The following is a 15,854-nucleotide window of genomic DNA, read 5'->3' on the forward strand; positions in this document are numbered from 1 at the left end:
CGGCGCGAAATTTGCTGGCCGGATTGCGCCAGAGCGGACCCCAGGTCGCTATTTCCGCTCCTGCCGCCCCTGGAGCAAGGCTTCAGTAAGCGTGATCTCGGTAAACAGTGATCGTGCGTATGGTCGTTGATAACGCCGCTGCGGAACATGTCGCGCACGGCGGTGCGCTCGGCTTCGATGCCAGCAAGCCGCATTTCGAGCTCAAGCCGCCCGTCGTTTCAAGACTTGAGTGAGGCGCCGGCGCCGCATATCTCCTGGATAGCTCGCCTTGGAGCCGTTCCGGGATACGCGACGCTGCCGTTCCTGCAACTTCCAAGACTGATCCGGGCCCGCGACCAGTGCCGGAACAAAAAAGCCGCCTTGGCGGCGGCTTTTTTCCAAACGAGATCAGCCGCTTAGAGCGCAGACGTGATCTGAAGTTCTTGGGCGCCATCGAGTGCGTAGACGTCGTCGCGGAACTGCACAACGCCCGGACCCGTCGACCACGCCGACAGATAGAGGAAGTGCACCGGTACCGGGTTGACGACCTGCACAGGCGTGTTCTCACCGGTCTTGATGGTCGCCTCGAAATGCTGGCGGTCCCAACCGGGCGTATCGCGCAGGATCCAGGTGACGAGGTCGCGCACGTTCTGCACGCGCACGCAGCCCGAGGAATCGAAACGCATCATCTTGCCGAACAGGCTCTGCTGCGGCGTGTCGTGCATGTAGACGCCGTCCGGGCTCGGGAAGTTGATCTTGACCGAGGCCATGGCATTGCCGGAGCCCGGATCCTGGCGGAAGCGGTACTTTTCAGCATCGTCCGTCGACCAGTCGACAGTCATCGGGTCGACTTCGCTGCCATCCGGCGCAAACAGGCGGATGTGGCTGTCCTTGAGATAGTCGGGGTTCTTCCGCATCAGCGGAATGATATCCTTGCGCACGATCGAGACAGGCGCGTTCCAATAGGGATTGACGATGATCTCGTTGATCTTGGAATTGACCACCGGGGTCTGGCGGTCGATCTTGCCGACGATTGCGGTGTGGCGCAGCACCACGCGGTCGTTCTCGACCGCCTCGATCTGTGCCGCCGGAATGTCGACCAGCACATAACGGCTGCCCAGCGTGCCGGCCTTTTCGCGCAGCCGTTCCAGATTGGTCTGCAGCTGGCCGAGCCGGATCTGCGCCGAAACGTTCATCGCGGCATAGGTGTATTTGCCCATGGCGCCGTCTGCCGGCAGGCCATGGCGCGCCTGGAAGCGCTTGACCGCGGCGTCGACATAGGAATCGAACGACGTCGAAATGCCGGCGCTCTGCGCCAGGTCGCCCGAAATTATCAGCCGCTTGCGCAGCGGCACAACATCCGGATCGTCGACGCCAAGTTGCAGCTTCTTGGTCGCCGGTACCTCTTCCCAACCGCCTTGGGCGACAATGTTCTGGTACTGCGCCACGGCCTGCTCCGTGAAGGCAACCGTCTGCAGGCTGAAGATCGGCAGCGTCGAGGCGACCTTGCCGCCTTCCGAGGCGCGGGCGTCGAACTGGTCGTCCCAATTGCCGCGGGCCGAGGATTTCAGGATATCGTCGATGACGTCCTGCGCGCTGGCGGCATTGGCGACCATGGCAACGGCGAGCGCGGAGGCTCCGGAAAGGAAAAAGCGGCGGCTGGTTCTCATCGACGTTCCAGACATTCTTGTAGCACTTGGCTTGTAGCGTTTGGCTTCGGCTACTTGCACGATCATTGGGCAATATCGCCCGCACTCTAAAGTTGGCACTGTTAACAATTAGCCAACCATGACCTGCATCACTTAGCCGTGAAAAGCGAACGGCGATGCGACCTTACAGGCGCGCCAATGGCTTTCGCCGCTGCATCACCCGCATCCTCGCTTCCACCGCGAATATGGCGGCAACGTGGCTTTGCGCACAATTTGGATCTGCCGGCGATCTGAAATGGAGTGACCGGTGCTTTTCGGCACCGTTCCCTGACTGCTCCCTCAAGCCCGAGTCTCGCTGGCCCGGCTCAGTTCCTGGGGTTGCCTTCCAGCTCCGAACAGCGCTGCAGCACCTGGTTTTCCGGATATCGCAACACCTTGTTGTCATCGAGCTTGAGCAACAGCGTTCGTCTCTTTTCGATGCTCTGCTCATCATCCGAGCACGTCATGTCGAGAATGATGGCGTCCAGGCCCTTCAGTTTCTGGACTTTTTGGACGGTGCAAGCGACTTCCCACATATCTGCCGATTTGTCTGTGAACGTGACGATGGAGTCATTGTTGTCGCACGGGCTCGAGCCTTCACTGGCGAAAGCGCCTTGCCACCACTCCTGCGCAAACGCCATTTGCGGCGCAGCCAGGAGCATCATTGCGACCGGAAAGATTTTGAAATTGTTGCCTAAACGCATGCTGTCCCCTCCGGGCGGTGAGATTAGGCATTGCGGAGGCGAAAGCAAACCGCAGCAAGGCGCGGCGGCATGGTCAAATGGTGTCACGGCCATGATCGCAAAAAGGACCGACGCCCCCCGGCGCCGGTCCTTCATTTGCTTTCCCCCGGCCGCGCTTCTTCTGGCGCGGCTCACGATTCGATGTCCGGATTACATCCGATAGGCGATGGTGTCGTTCCAGAACCGATCCAGCCGCTGCAGCGCGCGGTTCATCTGCTTGAACTCTTCGCTGTTGATGCCGCCGACCTGTTCGATCGAGCCGACATGGCGCTCATAGAGACCGGCGACGACGTCGGCCACTTCGTTGCCCTTCGGCGTCAGCGAGACGCGGACCGAACGGCGGTCGATGCGCGAGCGCTGGTGGTTGATGAAGCCGAGATCGACCAGCTTCTTCAGGTTGTAGGAGACGTTCGAGCCGAGATAGTAGCCACGCGAACGCAGCTCGCCGGCGGTCAGCTCGGAATTGCCGATGTTGAACAGAAGCAACGCCTGGATGGCATTGATGTCGGAACGGCCGTTGCGGTCGAACTCGTCCTTGATCACGTCAAGCAGACGGCGATGCAGACGCTCCACCAGCTGCAGCGATTCCATGTAAAGCGTACGGATAGCCTCGCGGCGATCGTCGGATACGTTGGCGGTCTTCGCCGCCGGACGCGAATTGATCATTGTCTTTGCCTCTCGTTTGTCGCCCTGGTGATTTTTTGTTTTTCACCTTGATCGCGACACTATCGAATACTCATAAAATTCGACTTAAACGCTAGGGCTAACAAGAGCTTACCGGTAATAGGTTTCGGAAGACGCTTAACGAACGGTCACCCGAGCAAGGATAATTAACCTAAAGATTTAGCCAATGGCGGCAGGGCGGCGTTTCAGGCGCGCGCGGGGCGCTTCTGCATCCAGATCACGACACGGAAGACGATGTAAAGCAGCGCCACCGCGAAGTGCGAAAACAGGATCAGCGGCCGGTGGCCGAACAGATCGGGAAAGCCGGCATACATGATGATCTCGGTGACAGCGCAGATGAACCAGATCACCGGGCCCCAGGAGGCCAGCATCCAAAGGCCGGCGGCCGCGAAGGGAAAGAACACGGCCAGCATCACCGCCGCGACCTGCCAGTGCACGGGCATCAGGTCGAAGCGCCATAGCGGGCCGGGATAGAAGCCGATCAGCCGGATCCAGTACAGGATGCCGAACAAGAGGCAGTAGCCGGCTATGACGCGCTGGAACCAGGCGAAGATGATTTCGACGCCCGAGGGCTGCAGCACGATGCGCCGTGACGTGACCTCGCTCACAGTTCGAGCTCCCGTTCGAGCGGCGCGAAATAGGCGTCGACCGAAGCCGCGTCGACTTCGGCGAGGCTTGCCGGCCGCCACTGCGGCGTCGAGCCCTTGTCGACGATGACGGCGCGGATACCCTCATAGAAGTCATGGCCGGCCAGCATGCGGTTGAGGATGCGGAATTCCATCTTCATGCAGGCCTCCATCGACAAAGTCAGCCCGGCGCTGATCTGGCGCCAGGCGACATTGAGGCTGGTCGGCGAACGCGAGCGGATTGTGGCCAGCGTTTTGGCGGCGAATTCGTCGGCGCCGGACGCCCGCTCCAGGCTGGCGACGATATCGGCAAGCGAAGGTTGGGCGAAATGGCGGGCGATCGCTTCCAGCACCGGCTGGCCGGTCTCGCGCTTGGCCGGCACGAAAAAGCCGCGCAGCACCGATTCCGGATCGCCGTTGGCGCGGAGCCGGTCGAGGAAGGCGGGCTGGTCGGCCGCCTTGATGGTGTGGGTGGCCAGGCCCGACCACAGCGCATCGCCATAGCGGATGCGGTTGCCGGTCAGCGCCAGATACATGCCGAAGCTGCCGCCGAGGTCCGGCAGCAGATGGCTGCCGCCGACATCGGGGAAAAAGCCGATGCCGACCTCCGGCATGGCGAACTGGGCATTCTCGGTCAGCACACGGTGCGAGCCGTGGAACGAGATGCCGACGCCGCCGCCCATGACGATGCCGTCGATCAGCGCGACATAAGGCTTTTTGAAGCTGTTGATGCGGGCGTTGAGCCGGTATTCGTCGGCGAAGAACTCGACCGGCGGCTTTCCGGCGCGGGCCTCATAGACATGCATGATGTCGCCGCCGGCTGAAAACGCCCTGCCCTCGGCCTTGACGACGACGACATCGACGCCGGCATCGTGCTCAAAAGTGTCGAGCGCCTTGTCCAGCGCCTTGATCATGCGATGCGTCAGCGCATTGAGCGCCTGCGGCCGCGTCAGCGTGACGACGCCTGCCTTGCCCAACCGTTCGAAGCGGATCTCGTCGCCGCCGCCAAAATCCATCGTCAGAGATTCCCTCCCCGCGCCTGCGGGACTGAAGTGCTAAAGGTGGCGCATGGGTGCGTCAACCGGCGGAGGTGGTTTGGATTTTCGCCGGGAACGCTACCGTGCTTTGTCGTCAGGCAAAAAATGCGCGCAAGATTGCCGGAGAAACACCACCTCAGCACCAGCCTGTTTGTGACCCAGGGGCGAACGATGACGCTTGAAACCGCAGCGCCGGGCTGGGAGATGCCGAAAAAGTTCGACCCGGACGATGTCCTCAGCCGCCCGCTGATGGCCAATCTGGCAACGGTTACCGCGGACGGCGCGCCGCGCAACGCGCCGATGTGGTTCATCTGGGAGGACGATGCGATCTGGCTGCTCGGCTCAACCGAGGCAAGTGCTGTCAAACACCTCGAACGCGACCCACGTTGCGCGGTGGAGATCGTGCATTTCGACAATGAGGCCGGCATCCTGCTGCATCTCGGCCTGCGCGGCGCGGCCACCGTCGAGCCGATGTCGCCCGACCGCTTCAAACGACTGCTGCATAAATATCTGGGTCCCGAGGCGAACTGGAACCGCTGGTTCATCGACACCGTGGCCGATATCGACCATCCGAACGGGCGCCTGATCCGACTCACACCGGAGAGCATCTTCACCAACAATGTGTCATTCTTCAAAACCGGGCCGGAGCTGGCGTGGCCGCCGAAGGCATAGCGGCGAGATCGGCTGGCACAATCGTGTCGCATTGGTCAGCGGCAAGGGCTCGTGGTAAAAGCCGCCTCGAAATAGCGGCGGGGCTCGTGGTAAAAGCCGCGCGATCCGGAGTTATGGCGATGAACAAATTCACCCCCGCAAAGCCCGCCGGCGCGCGCAGCGTCGACGAGATCACCGGCAGCCGCCGCTTGCGGCGCATGCGCAAGGCCGACTGGTCGCGCCGCCTGGTGCAGGAAAACCGGTTGTCGGTCGACGACCTGATCTGGCCGATCTTCGTCATCGACGGCAAGAACACGCGCGAGCCGATCGCCGCCATGCCCGGCGTCTTCCGCTTGTCGCTCGACCTCGCCGTCAAGGAGGCTGAGCGCGCGGCAAAGCTCGGCATACCGGCGATCGCCACCTTCCCCAATGTCGAGCTTGCGCTGCGAGACCAGACCGGTTCGCACATCCTCGACCCGGAAAACATCATCAACCGTGCAACCCGCGCCATCAAGGACGCAGTGCCGGAGATCGGCATCATCACCGATGCCGCGCTCGACCCCTTCACCTCGCATGGCCATGACGGCATTTTGCGCGACGGCATCATCGTCAATGACGAGACGGTGGAACAGGTGACCGCGGCGGCCGTCATCCAGGCGGCGGCCGGCGCCGACATCATTGCGCCGTCGGACATGATGGACGGCCGCATCGGGGCCATCCGCGACGCGCTCGATGCCAACGGGTTTTCCGACGTGGCGATCATGTCCTACGCGACGAAATTCGCATCCGCCTTCTACGGCCCCTATCGCGAGGCAGTCGGCACCGCCGGCCTGCTCAAGGGCGACAAGAAGACCTACTATCTCGATCACGCCAATTCCGACGAAGCGGTGCGCGAGGCCGAGCAGGACATCGCCGAGGGCGCCGACATGCTGATGGTCAAGCCCGGCCTGCCCTATCTCGACATCATCCGCCGGCTGAAGGACGAGTTCCAGATGCCGACCTTCGCCTACCAGGTGTCGGGCGAATATTCGATGATCAAGGCGGCCGCCGCCAATGGCTGGATCGACGGCGAAAAGGCGATGCTGGAGAGCCTGCTCGCCTTCAAGCGCGCCGGCTGCGACGGGATCCTGACTTACTTCGCGCCTGAAGTGGCGCAGATGCTGAAGGGCTAGCCGCGCCGCGGCCACCCTGCTCACCTTCCTAAAATTCCACGTCGAGTTCGATAATGTCCTCGGGCTCGGCAAGCGCGTCCCGCGTCCACTCCTGCATCAGTGACCAGTCGAGGATCACCTCGCAATAGCCCGCATGTGGCGCTTCGAGCTCAACCGCATAGGTGCGGAAACGGGTGCAGACCGGCGCATACATCGCGTCGGCCACGGTCGGCGAGGAACCGAACATAAACGGCCCGCCATAGGCTGCCAGGCATTCGGACCAGATCGTCTTGATCCGCTCCACGTCCGGGCGCGCGCCGGAAAATATCTTGAAGCTCTTGTGCCGGGCTTTCAGGCTCATCGGCAGCGCCGAGCGCAAATTGTGAAAGCCTGAATGCATCTCGCCTGATACCGCACGGCAATGCGCGCGCGCCACGCGGTCGGCAGGTAGCAGACCGGCATCCGGCATGGTCTCGGCCAGATATTCGGCGATCGCCAGCGTGTCCCACACCGTCACCCCGTCATGGGTCAGCCGCGGCACCAGCACCGATGGCGACAAGAGCAGCAATTCCTGCCGTTGTTCGGGGTCATCGATGTCGATGCGCTTCTCCTCGAACTCCAGCCCGGCCATGCGGCAGAGTAGCCAGCCACGCAAGGACCAGGAGGAATAGTTCTTCGACGAGATCGTCAACGTCGCCTTGGTCATGCCGTCGGCCCTCCGAGCCCCTTTACCGGCAACAATCCTCTCGCAATGCACAAAATTTTGCACTAGATTTTTTGCACTGCCACATGGCGGCTTCGGAACGGGATGCATCTCGATGCTGTACCAGGCCTACCAGCTTCAGGACGACCTCATCGCCCCGTCGCGTTTTTTCGCCGATCTCTTGCGCTCGGCGATGAGCAGCATGGTTTCAGGCGACAGCGTAAAGCAGCGCCTTGCCGCCGGGCTGGAGATGATCGGCCGCTTCAAGCTTACCCATACGCGACCGGATTTCGACATCAGATCCGTCAGGGTCGGCAATCGCGAGGTACCGGTCACCGTCGAGACAGCACTCGAGCTGCCGTTCGGAACGTTGCTGCGCTTCGCCAAGGACATGGATACGCGCCAGCCCAAGGTGATGGTGATCGCCCCTTTGTCGGGTCATTTCTCGACGCTGCTGCGCGGTACGGTGGAGACGCTGCTGGCAGACCACGAGGTCTACATTACCGACTGGGCCAATGCCCGTGACGTACCGCTCGTCGCCGGCCGCTTCGGCGTAGATGACCATGTCGACTACATCATCCGCTTTCTCGAAGCGATTGGGCCGGGCGCGCACTTACTGGCGGTCTGCCAGCCCTGCGTCCAGGCGCTTGCCGCAGTCGCCGTGATGTCCGAGGACAAGCATCCTGCGACACCGCGCTCGATGACGCTGATGGCGGGGCCGATCGATCCGCGGGAGAGTCCGACAAAGGTCAATGAGTTCGCCGTCAGCAAGTCGCTGGCGTGGTTCCAGAGTTCCGTCATTTCGCGCGTGCCGTGGCGCCATGCCGGCGGCGGACGCCGCGTCTATCCGGGCTTTCTCCAGCTTGCCGCGTTCATGGCCATGAACATGGACCGCCATAACAAGGCCCACCAAAAACTGCATGACCATCTGGCGACTGGCGAGACCGCCGAGGCCGAGAAGATAAAAGCCTTCTACGACGAGTATCTGGCGGTGCTCGACCTCACCGAAGAATTCTATCTCGAAACCATCGACCGCGTGTTCCAGAAGGCGGAGCTCGCCACCGGTACGTTCACGTTCCGCGGCAGCCCGGTCGATCCGGGCGCGATCCGCAACACGGCCCTGCTGACCGTCGAGGGCGGGCGCGACGACATCTGCGCCCTCGGTCAGACCTCGGCCGCGCATGAATTGTGTCGGTCGCTGCGTCCGCATCTGAAGCGCCATCATTTGCAGGCCAATGTCGGCCATTACGGTGTCTTCAACGGCAAGCGCTGGGAGCGCGAAATCTATCCGGCCGTGCGCAATCTCATCCTGTCGATGGAATAGGTTTTGCCCACAGGGACGCTGAAGGGATAGCCGGAACCAGGACTTTCCGGGTTCCGGCTTTTCCTCACGCCTTGGGCAAATAAGGGATCGTTCCGGCCAGATCGGTATCGTCGATCAGCTGGAAGCGGCTGTCGCTGCCCTTCTGGCGCTCCGCCACAAACGGGGCGTATTGCGGATCGCTGGTGAAGGCTTCGGCTGCCTTTGCCGACGGAAACGCCATGATGGCGATCAGGCTGGTGTCGAGCGGCTTGCCCTCGAGTGTCTTCACGTTGCCGCTGCGGGCGAGATACTTGCCGCCATGCTTGTGCACGAGGTCGTGCACCGAAGCGGCATAGGCCGGCACCCATTTGTCGTCCTTCACCTTGATGTCTGCGATCACGTAAGCGGTCATTGTCTAACTCCTCATGGATCGGCGCCGGACTGCCCGGCGACGTGACCGCTGCCTCGCATGACGGCGCCGGGCGCCTCCAGTCACCAAACTGTACCAGGGGGACCAGTACAGCTTCTGTACTGGCTGATCTCAGGTTTTCTGAATAAGGTTCGGCAACTTCTTTTGGAGATCGCCACATGACACAAGCCGGATATAAGCAGTTCTGCCCGCTCTCCATGGCGGCGGAGCTGTTGTGCACACGCTGGACCATGGTGCTGCTGCGCGAACTGGTGGCGGGCTCAACCCGCTTCAACGATTTGCGCCGCGGCGTGCCGAAAATGTCGCCGACCCTTCTGTCGCAACGGCTTAGGGATCTCGAAGCCGGCGGCATTGTCGAGCGCACCGAGATCGAATCCGAGAAGGGCGTGTTCGAATACCGGATGACCGAAGCGGGCCGGGATTTGCGCCCGGTGGTCGAGGCGATGGGTTTTTGGGGGCAGAAATGGGTGGAGGCAAGGCTCTCGCTTAGGAACCTCGATCCGTCGCTGCTGATGTGGGACATGCGCCGCAATCTGAACCCCTCCCCGCTGCCCGACGGGCGCACCGTGATACAATTCCTGTACCATGACCTGCCGGCGTCAAAACGCTCATGGTGGTTGATCGTCGAAAAGCACGGCGATGTCGATCTGTGCTGGTACGATCCGGGCTTTGACGTCGATCTCTATGTCTCGACGGACCTCTGCACCATGACGTCGATCTGGATGGGGCTGACCACGGTTCACAAGGAACGCGACAAGATCAGCCTGACCGGCGATCTCGACGTCGCCGGCAAGATGCAGACCTGGCTTGGCCTCAGCCCGTTTGCGGTGATGCCGAAGCGCGCCGCGGCTTGAGGCCAGTTGCCGTCATAGGCGCCGCAAATTTGCTGACCTATCCCGCCAGCGCTCTATACTCGTAGGTGCTGGGGCGACGCCGCGTCGGGACCTTGTCTGTCAGGTCTACCACGCGGATCCATTTGCATGCGTCGCCTCTCAAGGTGACCTTCCGGCCGATCACCTTTTCGGCTGCTCCAAATGGTGTACTGGCCTGGGTCTCCTGACTCTCCTGGACGACCTCTCCGTCCATCCTCTCGACGCGATATGCCTTCATCTTGTGCGCTCCCGACTCAGGGCCTCCCGAAGGTAACGCGGCGGCTTTTTCCGTCAAGTATTAGAATATTCTAACTCTTTGTGATTTTTAAAAAAACCACTTGCAATTCGCAATCGGTTTGCTACAAGACAACTACTTGCAAATCACAACCGGTTGCCTCGGAGGCTCTCATGTCCAAGCTGCGTGTCAATGCATTCACTCTTTCGCTCGACGGTTTCGGCGCCGGTCCCGACCAGACCCTGCAAGATCCGCTCGGGGTCGGTGGCGAAAATCTGCACAAATGGATGATCGGAACCCGCACCTTCCACGAGATGGTCGGCAAGGATGGCGGCACCACAGATGTGGACGACCGGTTCACCGTCCGCAGCTTCGACAATCTCGGCGCCTGGATCCTCGGCCGCAACATGTTCGGGCCAATCCGCGGCGAATGGCCAGATGAGAACTGGAAAGGCTGGTGGGGCGACAACCCGCCCTACCATGTGCCGGTGTTCGTGCTGACCCACTACAAGCGCGATCCGATCGAAATGGAAGGCGGCACCACTTTCCACTTCGTCACCGGCGGCATCCGTGAGGCACTCGACCAGGCGAAAGCCGCGGCCGGTGGCAAGGATGTCCGCGTCGGCGGCGGCGTCTCCACCATCCGGCAGTATCTCCAGGAGAAGCTCATCGACGAGTTGCATCTGGCGGTGTCCCCGGTGCTGCTCGGGAGGGGTGAGAATCTGTTTGCAGGCCTGGATATGCTCAAGCTCGGCTATCAGTGCACCGACCAGGTGGCGACGGCGCTTGCCACGCACGTGACAATCAAGCGGGGTTAGTTTCTCGCTAGAGGGCAGCCTTCTGCGCCGTGATCCTTCGCGCCCCCTCTGTCCTGCCAGACATCTCCCCAAACGGGGGGAGATCAGACGACACGTTGGCCTTCGCCAATCATCATCGCTGCAGGAATGGCGCGATCGACGAAGCTGCTAATCTCCCCCCTCGTGGGGGAGATGTCCGGCAGGACAGAGGGGGCGCGCAAGAGCGCCGCCCGTCCGGTCCTTAGCATTCCGTCTCAATACTTCTCCGGCACGTAAAGCTCCCGCGGCAACACCTGCCGTTCGTATTCCGGATTGAAGACCCGCTCGGGCAGCGTGATTTCTTCGTGCGGCACTTCCTCGTAAGGCATCTGCTTGAGCAGATGATCGATGCAGTTCAGCCGCGCCCGCTTCTTGTCGTTGCCTTCGACGATGTACCACGGCGCCTCGGGAATGTTGGTGCGGGCAAACGTCTCTTCCTTGGCCTTGGTGTACTGCTCCCAGCGCACGCGCGACTGGAGGTCCATCGGCGACAGTTTCCACTGTTTCATCGGATCGTGGATGCGCATCAGGAAGCGCATCTGCTGCTCCTCGTCGGTGATCGAGAACCAGTATTTGACCAGCGTGACGCCGGAGCGGACCAGCATGCGCTCGAACTCCGGCACGTCGCGGAAGAACTCCTCGACCTGATCCTGGTCGGCAAAGCCCATCACCCGTTCGACGCCGGAGCGATTGTACCAGGAGCGGTCGAACAGCACGATCTCGCCGCCGGCCGGCAGATGCGGCACATAACGCTGGAAATACCATTGCGATTTCTCACGCTCGGTCGGCGCCGGCAGCGCCACGACACGAGCGATGCGCGGGTTGAGGCGCTGGGTGATGCGCTTGATGACGCCGCCCTTGCCGGCGGAATCGCGGCCCTCGAAAATCACCACCAGCTTTTTCTTGTGGTAGGCGACCCAGGACTGCAGCTTGATCAGTTCCGACTGCAAGCTGATCAGATCGCGAAAATACTGCATGCGATCGATCGATGGCGGATGGGCGTTCTTGTAGATCTTGGCGATCTCCAGCGACAGCGCCGGCTCCGACATTTCAAGCTCATAGTCTTCGTCGAGCGTGTCGGCGAGTTCGGCCTCAAGCCAATCCCTGGCCGGAGAATTCTGCTTTAACTCGGTCATTTCTGCTGCTCCGCTTGCCGGCTGTCATGAAACCCTGAGCCGACTTGATATAGGCCGGCAATGACGGTTTTATTGCAAGCCGCCGGCAGGTCGATCATCGCCGCAAATCGGCGGGGTTTGGTCGATCCATTGCCGTGGCATGACGACAAACCGCTTAAATTGTCCTACAAATGGCTGACCCATTCGGGCTGCCCCCGCCCTTCTCGACCAAAACCGCCCCACCCCACCAAAATTGCGAGGATCTGACATGGAATACCGCACGCTTGGCCGTTCAGGCTTGAAAGTTTCGACGCTGACGCTGGGCACCATGACCTTCGGCGGCAGCGGACCTTTCGCCGCCGTCGGCAATTCCGATCTCGCTGAGGCATCACGCATCATCGACACCTGCATCGATGCCGGCATCAATCTCATCGACACCGCCAATGTCTATTCGAACGGCCTGTCGGAAGAGATCATCGGCGAGGCGCTTGGCGGCAGGCGCAAGAACGATGTGCTGATCGCCTCAAAGGCGCGCATGCGGATCGGCAAAGGTCCCAATGACGAAGGCCTGTCGCGCCATCATCTGATCCTCGAATGCGAGAAGAGCCTGAAGCGCCTCAGGACCGATGTCATCGACATCTATTTCCTGCACGAATGGGACGGTGAGACGCCGCTCGAGGAAACTATCGCCGCGCTCGACACGCTGGTTGCCCAGGGCAAGATCCGCTATGTCGGCTGCTCCAATTACTCCGGCTGGCAGGTGATGAAGGCGCTCGGCATCAGCGACAGCCAGCACCAGCCGCGCTTCATCACTCAGCAGATCCATTACACGCTGGAAGCGCGCGAGGCTGAATACGAACTCTTGCCGATCTCGGTCGACCAGGGCCTTGGCGTGCTGGTGTGGAGCCCGCTTGCCGGCGGCCTCTTGTCGGGCAAATACCGGCGCGACAGCCCGACCGCGCGCCAGCTTGCCGGCTGGTCGGAACCGCCGATCCGCGACGAGGACCGGCTGTGGCGGATCGTCGATGTTCTCGTCGACATCGGTGCGGCCCGCGGCGTCTCGGCGGCGCAGGTGGCGCTTGCCTGGCTGCTCGGCCGGCCGGCCGTCAGTTCGCTGGTGATCGGCGCGCGCAACGAGACCCAGCTGAAGGACAATCTTGCCGCGGCGGCACTCTCCCTCACCGCTGAGGAACGCGACCGTCTCGATGCCGTCAGCCGGCCGCCGGTGCTCTACCCCTACTGGCACCAGCAGTTCACGGCGAAGGACCGGTTCGGCCCGGCCGATCTGGTTCTCGACCGCAGCGTCATCTGACGCTAGCCCGCGATAAACCGCCAGACCTCCGGATCGGGCTCGATCTGGCCGCTGAGCACGAAATATTTGTAGAGCACGAGCAGGCTGATGGCCTGCTCGGCCCGCTCGTCGGCAAATTTGCGGCAATAGGCGTTGGCCGCTGCGACGATGCGCTGGGCTTCGGCCGGATGCTTTTCGAGGTGGTGCACCCGCTCGGCCAGATCGCTGAAATCGGGCGCCAGCGGCACATAATGGACATCGGGCTCGAGCTGCCCCTCGGCGAACCAGGTCTCGTAAGTCGGCGGCGGCATGAGGCACAATGAATTCGAGCTCATGATCCATTTCAGATTGGTTGCGACATCGTTGCCTTCGAGGGAAATGATGTAGCGGTAGCGCCGCTGCTGATCGATGGTGAGATAGGGTTTTCGGTATTCCGCCGGCGCCGTCGCCCTTGGCGTGCCGACATCGCAGATCGGCAGGTCGCGGGCGGCCTCCAGCAGCAAGGTGCGGATCGGATTGTTGAGCTCGCCGCGCCAGACGACGAGCGGATGCTTGTCGGCGAAGGCGACATCGTCGGCCGGCATGTGGAAATGACGGAACTTGTTCAGCTTGAACAGGACGCCGTTGCCGTTGTCGCCGAGGATCGGCCGGTCCTTGACGATCGACGGCATCTTCGGCACCTCGATGACGTCGCCGAATTCCAGGTCGATGCGCAGACCCGGATCGAAATAGCGGGTGAACTCCTTCAGATCGTAATAGTACATGCTGCGGTCCGTCGGCAGCCGATTGACCGGCACGGCCTCGGGGCTTGGCGTAAAGGGCTCCCGCAGCGTGTTGTAATAATTGAGCCGCTCACGGACCGATGCGTCGGAAAGCCTGGCCTGAGCGAGCAGACGGCCGAGCTGGCGCCGGAAAAGGACCGGCGGCGCAATGTCGCGCATGGCGTTGCGCGCATAATAGACGAGCTTCTGTGCGTTTCTTTGAAGCGTGGCCATCGGTCGTTTTGATTCGAAATCGGTCGGCGGCGGCTCCAGTAACTGTCCCGCAGCCTTTTCTAAACCATTGTGTTAGCCATCACGCAAGTCCCGAACCGCTGGCATCTGCCCTCCCCGCGCTGTTGTGTTTGCCCGCCAATGCTTCTAGGCAGGATCAGGCACAGCGAAAGGAAACGATATGGCGCGACCACCGAACTACGGTCAGGAACGCAAGGAGCGCGACCGGCAGAAGGCCGCCAAGAAGGCGGAGAAGCTGGCCGCCAAGGTTGCGGCCAAGGAGCGCTCCGAGCCTGAAAACGAGGCCGGTTCCGAAACCGAGACCGAGACGGCAAAATAGGCAAGACAGGATTGCACGATGTCCGGCCCGCTTCACGGGCCGGATTCCGGCGATGGTGTTGTGAATCAGGCCGTCGCTTTGTCGCTGACGAAGACGTTGACTTCGCGCGCCGCGGCAATGAAGGCACGCCTTGCAATCATCGCCGGCTTGTCGCCGGCCAGCGCATCATGACAGGCCTGCAGCGCTTCGCGATGCTTGGGGCTGCGCTTGCCGGGCCAGCTGTTGAGCAGGTAATCGGAGGCCTCGCGGGCCGTGCGCAGGAGCTGGTTTTCTCCCCCCGCGGCTGCCTTGACGGTCACGGGTGTTTCAAATCGGTTGTTTTCCATGGCCGCTCCTTACGCCATCGGCGCTCATGAAGCGAGGCCGAAAGCGGATGGCGCCTGACATCTGTCACCTTCGTGACCGATATCAAGCGGCGACGACGGCAAATCCCCTGGCGCGCAGACCGCGCCGGTCATTGTGCAGCGACGTCACCAGGCGGTCGCGGCTGCCGACAATATGAGCGGAAAGCCGCGCTGCCGCCGCGTCGGCGTCGCCCGCCCGCACCGCCGCCAGGATGGCGTGATGTTCGCTCCAGGCGCGGCCGAGTGCTGCCTCGTCACGCACCTCCAGCCAGCGCGCCCGCGACAGCCGCGTCATGGCATCGCGCACCGCCCTGAACAGGAACTCGTTGCCGGAGAGCCGCGCCAGTTCGATGTGGAAATCCATGCCGACGCGATGCCATTCCTCGCGCGGGGTAGCGGCATCGCAGGAGTCCAGCATCGCCTCGATGATTTCTATGGCGCTTCTGTCGGCCAGCGCCGAAGTCAGCCTGACGGCCGCTACCTCGACCGCCTCGCGATAGACCGCGATCTGTTCCAGTTCGGCGAGGTTGATCGGCGATACCGTCCAGCCGCGCCCGTCGCGGCAGATCAACCCTTCCGTCTCAAGCCGCAGCAGCGCTGCCCTGACCGGCGTGCGAGAGGCGCCGAAGCGGCTCTCGATCCAGCGTTCCGTCAGCCTTTCGCCAGGCCCGACCTCGAGGCCGAGGATCATCTCGCGAAGCGCGTTTTCGACGATCTGCATCTGCGACATCTTTGGTTCCGTTGCTGGCGATCGGCCTCGCATTGAGGACTGGCCGATCACGTTTGGGAGCGCCGCATTGACAGCGGCAAAGCTTGCGTTCAAGACGGATACCA

At 62.0% G+C, this 15,854-nt stretch carries 18 protein-coding genes; 7 read left to right on the top strand and 11 right to left on the bottom strand.

Annotation, left to right across the window (positions count from 1 at the left end):
- Positions 1-395: 395 nt before the first annotated feature.
- From AC1D1L_RS09075 to AC1D1L_RS09095, 5 genes are all read right to left on the bottom strand, one after another.
- A complete protein-coding gene (locus AC1D1L_RS09075; protein WP_352589350.1) occupies positions 396-1,649 on the bottom strand; it encodes a L,D-transpeptidase family protein in 1,254 nt (417 codons plus the stop codon).
- Between the two features lie 344 nt (positions 1,650-1,993).
- Positions 1,994-2,506, bottom strand: a complete 513-nt coding sequence (locus tag AC1D1L_RS09080; protein WP_477340582.1) for a hypothetical protein — start codon at positions 2,504-2,506, stop codon at positions 1,994-1,996.
- A gap of 54 nt (positions 2,507-2,560) precedes the next feature.
- Positions 2,561-3,076, bottom strand: coding sequence for a transcriptional regulator LdtR (ldtR, locus tag AC1D1L_RS09085; protein WP_112562982.1), 516 nt, complete (start codon positions 3,074-3,076; stop codon positions 2,561-2,563).
- A gap of 203 nt (positions 3,077-3,279) precedes the next feature.
- Entirely contained in the window at positions 3,280-3,702 is a 423-nt protein-coding gene (locus AC1D1L_RS09090; RefSeq protein WP_192253233.1) for a DUF6163 family protein, read from the bottom strand.
- Positions 3,699-4,736 carry an enoyl-CoA hydratase/isomerase family protein gene (locus tag AC1D1L_RS09095; RefSeq protein ID WP_477340584.1) on the bottom strand — a complete coding sequence of 346 codons (1,038 nt, stop codon included), beginning with the start codon at positions 4,734-4,736 and terminating at the stop codon, positions 3,699-3,701. The genes AC1D1L_RS09090 and AC1D1L_RS09095 overlap by 4 nt, the downstream gene beginning before the upstream one ends.
- Before the next feature lie 192 nt (positions 4,737-4,928).
- On the opposite strand from AC1D1L_RS09095, the gene AC1D1L_RS09100 reads away from it, so the two are divergent.
- Together AC1D1L_RS09100 and hemB are read left to right on the top strand one after the other, a co-directional pair.
- Positions 4,929-5,429 (top strand): pyridoxamine 5'-phosphate oxidase family protein, encoded by a 501-nt coding sequence (locus AC1D1L_RS09100; protein WP_477340586.1) that lies wholly within the window; start codon positions 4,929-4,931, stop codon positions 5,427-5,429.
- A 119-nt stretch (positions 5,430-5,548) separates the two neighbouring features.
- Entirely contained in the window at positions 5,549-6,580 is a 1,032-nt protein-coding gene (gene hemB, locus AC1D1L_RS09105; protein ID WP_192253223.1) for a porphobilinogen synthase, read from the top strand.
- 28 nt (positions 6,581-6,608) lie between these two features.
- On the opposite strand, the gene AC1D1L_RS09110 is transcribed toward hemB, so the two are convergent.
- The gene (locus AC1D1L_RS09110; protein WP_203280044.1) at positions 6,609-7,265 is read right to left on the bottom strand and encodes a glutathione S-transferase family protein; all 657 of its coding nucleotides are present in this window, start codon (positions 7,263-7,265) and stop codon (positions 6,609-6,611) included.
- Positions 7,266-7,377: 112 nt separating this feature from the next.
- Here AC1D1L_RS09110 and AC1D1L_RS09115 point away from each other — a divergent pair, with 112 nt between their 5' ends.
- Positions 7,378-8,586: a polyhydroxyalkanoate depolymerase gene (locus tag AC1D1L_RS09115; protein ID WP_477340589.1), complete on the top strand. Its 1,209-nt coding sequence runs from the start codon at positions 7,378-7,380 to the stop codon at positions 8,584-8,586.
- A 64-nt stretch (positions 8,587-8,650) separates the two neighbouring features.
- On the opposite strand, the gene AC1D1L_RS09120 is transcribed toward AC1D1L_RS09115, so the two are convergent.
- Complete coding sequence (locus AC1D1L_RS09120; RefSeq protein ID WP_352560442.1) at positions 8,651-8,977, bottom strand: DUF1330 domain-containing protein; 327 nt, start codon at positions 8,975-8,977, stop codon at positions 8,651-8,653.
- Positions 8,978-9,153: 176 nt separating this feature from the next.
- Here AC1D1L_RS09120 and AC1D1L_RS09125 point away from each other — a divergent pair, with 176 nt between their 5' ends.
- Both AC1D1L_RS09125 and AC1D1L_RS09130 read left to right on the top strand, forming a co-directional pair.
- The gene (locus AC1D1L_RS09125; RefSeq protein WP_477340591.1) at positions 9,154-9,849 is read left to right on the top strand and encodes a winged helix-turn-helix transcriptional regulator; all 696 of its coding nucleotides are present in this window, start codon (positions 9,154-9,156) and stop codon (positions 9,847-9,849) included.
- 426 nt (positions 9,850-10,275) lie between these two features.
- Complete coding sequence (locus AC1D1L_RS09130) at positions 10,276-10,920, top strand: dihydrofolate reductase family protein (protein WP_477340593.1); 645 nt, start codon at positions 10,276-10,278, stop codon at positions 10,918-10,920.
- A gap of 233 nt (positions 10,921-11,153) precedes the next feature.
- Here AC1D1L_RS09130 and ppk2 read toward each other — a convergent pair whose 3' ends face one another.
- The gene (ppk2, locus tag AC1D1L_RS09135; protein WP_112567462.1) at positions 11,154-12,074 is read right to left on the bottom strand and encodes a polyphosphate kinase 2; all 921 of its coding nucleotides are present in this window, start codon (positions 12,072-12,074) and stop codon (positions 11,154-11,156) included.
- A gap of 247 nt (positions 12,075-12,321) precedes the next feature.
- Between ppk2 and AC1D1L_RS09140 the strand changes: the two genes are divergently transcribed.
- Positions 12,322-13,365, top strand: a complete 1,044-nt coding sequence (locus tag AC1D1L_RS09140; RefSeq protein ID WP_477340595.1) for an aldo/keto reductase — start codon at positions 12,322-12,324, stop codon at positions 13,363-13,365.
- Positions 13,366-13,367: 2 nt separating this feature from the next.
- Here AC1D1L_RS09140 and AC1D1L_RS09145 read toward each other — a convergent pair whose 3' ends face one another.
- Positions 13,368-14,339, bottom strand: coding sequence for a glycosyl transferase family 90 (locus AC1D1L_RS09145; protein ID WP_477340597.1), 972 nt, complete (start codon positions 14,337-14,339; stop codon positions 13,368-13,370).
- 178 nt (positions 14,340-14,517) lie between these two features.
- Between AC1D1L_RS09145 and AC1D1L_RS09150 the strand changes: the two genes are divergently transcribed.
- Entirely contained in the window at positions 14,518-14,676 is a 159-nt protein-coding gene (locus AC1D1L_RS09150; RefSeq protein ID WP_192253203.1) for a hypothetical protein, read from the top strand.
- Positions 14,677-14,741: 65 nt separating this feature from the next.
- Here the strand turns inward: AC1D1L_RS09150 and AC1D1L_RS09155 are convergent, their stop codons facing one another.
- Both AC1D1L_RS09155 and AC1D1L_RS09160 read right to left on the bottom strand, forming a co-directional pair.
- Positions 14,742-15,002, bottom strand: coding sequence for a DUF982 domain-containing protein (locus tag AC1D1L_RS09155; protein WP_112563470.1), 261 nt, complete (start codon positions 15,000-15,002; stop codon positions 14,742-14,744).
- An 82-nt stretch (positions 15,003-15,084) separates the two neighbouring features.
- Complete coding sequence (locus tag AC1D1L_RS09160; RefSeq protein WP_477340599.1) at positions 15,085-15,750, bottom strand: GntR family transcriptional regulator; 666 nt, start codon at positions 15,748-15,750, stop codon at positions 15,085-15,087.
- Between the last annotated feature and the right edge of the window lie 104 nt (positions 15,751-15,854).

It is taken from the genome of Mesorhizobium sp. P2_D6, from assembly GCF_056404315.1.

Bases quoted from the DNA above. Each gene is read 5' to 3' on its own strand.
- AC1D1L_RS09075 (WP_352589350.1), bottom strand. From the start codon at position 1,649: ATGAGAACCAGCCGCCGCTTTTTCCTTTCCGGAGCCTCCGCGCTCGCC.
- AC1D1L_RS09150 (WP_192253203.1), top strand. From the start codon at position 14,518: ATGGCGCGACCACCGAACTACGGTCAGGAACGCAAGGAGCGCGACCGG.
- AC1D1L_RS09140 (WP_477340595.1), top strand. From the start codon at position 12,322: ATGGAATACCGCACGCTTGGCCGTTCAGGCTTGAAAGTTTCGACGCTG.
- AC1D1L_RS09115 (WP_477340589.1), top strand. From the start codon at position 7,378: ATGCTGTACCAGGCCTACCAGCTTCAGGACGACCTCATCGCCCCGTCG.
- AC1D1L_RS09125 (WP_477340591.1), top strand. From the start codon at position 9,154: ATGACACAAGCCGGATATAAGCAGTTCTGCCCGCTCTCCATGGCGGCG.
- ldtR (WP_112562982.1), bottom strand. From the start codon at position 3,076: ATGATCAATTCGCGTCCGGCGGCGAAGACCGCCAACGTATCCGACGAT.
- AC1D1L_RS09155 (WP_112563470.1), bottom strand. From the start codon at position 15,002: ATGGAAAACAACCGATTTGAAACACCCGTGACCGTCAAGGCAGCCGCG.
- AC1D1L_RS09080 (WP_477340582.1), bottom strand. From the start codon at position 2,506: ATGAAGGACCGGCGCCGGGGGGCGTCGGTCCTTTTTGCGATCATGGCC.
- AC1D1L_RS09145 (WP_477340597.1), bottom strand. From the start codon at position 14,339: ATGGCCACGCTTCAAAGAAACGCACAGAAGCTCGTCTATTATGCGCGC.
- AC1D1L_RS09095 (WP_477340584.1), bottom strand. From the start codon at position 4,736: ATGGATTTTGGCGGCGGCGACGAGATCCGCTTCGAACGGTTGGGCAAG.
- AC1D1L_RS09120 (WP_352560442.1), bottom strand. From the start codon at position 8,977: ATGACCGCTTACGTGATCGCAGACATCAAGGTGAAGGACGACAAATGG.
- AC1D1L_RS09130 (WP_477340593.1), top strand. From the start codon at position 10,276: ATGTCCAAGCTGCGTGTCAATGCATTCACTCTTTCGCTCGACGGTTTC.
- ppk2 (WP_112567462.1), bottom strand. From the start codon at position 12,074: ATGACCGAGTTAAAGCAGAATTCTCCGGCCAGGGATTGGCTTGAGGCC.
- AC1D1L_RS09110 (WP_203280044.1), bottom strand. From the start codon at position 7,265: ATGACCAAGGCGACGTTGACGATCTCGTCGAAGAACTATTCCTCCTGG.
- AC1D1L_RS09160 (WP_477340599.1), bottom strand. From the start codon at position 15,750: ATGTCGCAGATGCAGATCGTCGAAAACGCGCTTCGCGAGATGATCCTC.
- hemB (WP_192253223.1), top strand. From the start codon at position 5,549: ATGAACAAATTCACCCCCGCAAAGCCCGCCGGCGCGCGCAGCGTCGAC.
- AC1D1L_RS09100 (WP_477340586.1), top strand. From the start codon at position 4,929: ATGACGCTTGAAACCGCAGCGCCGGGCTGGGAGATGCCGAAAAAGTTC.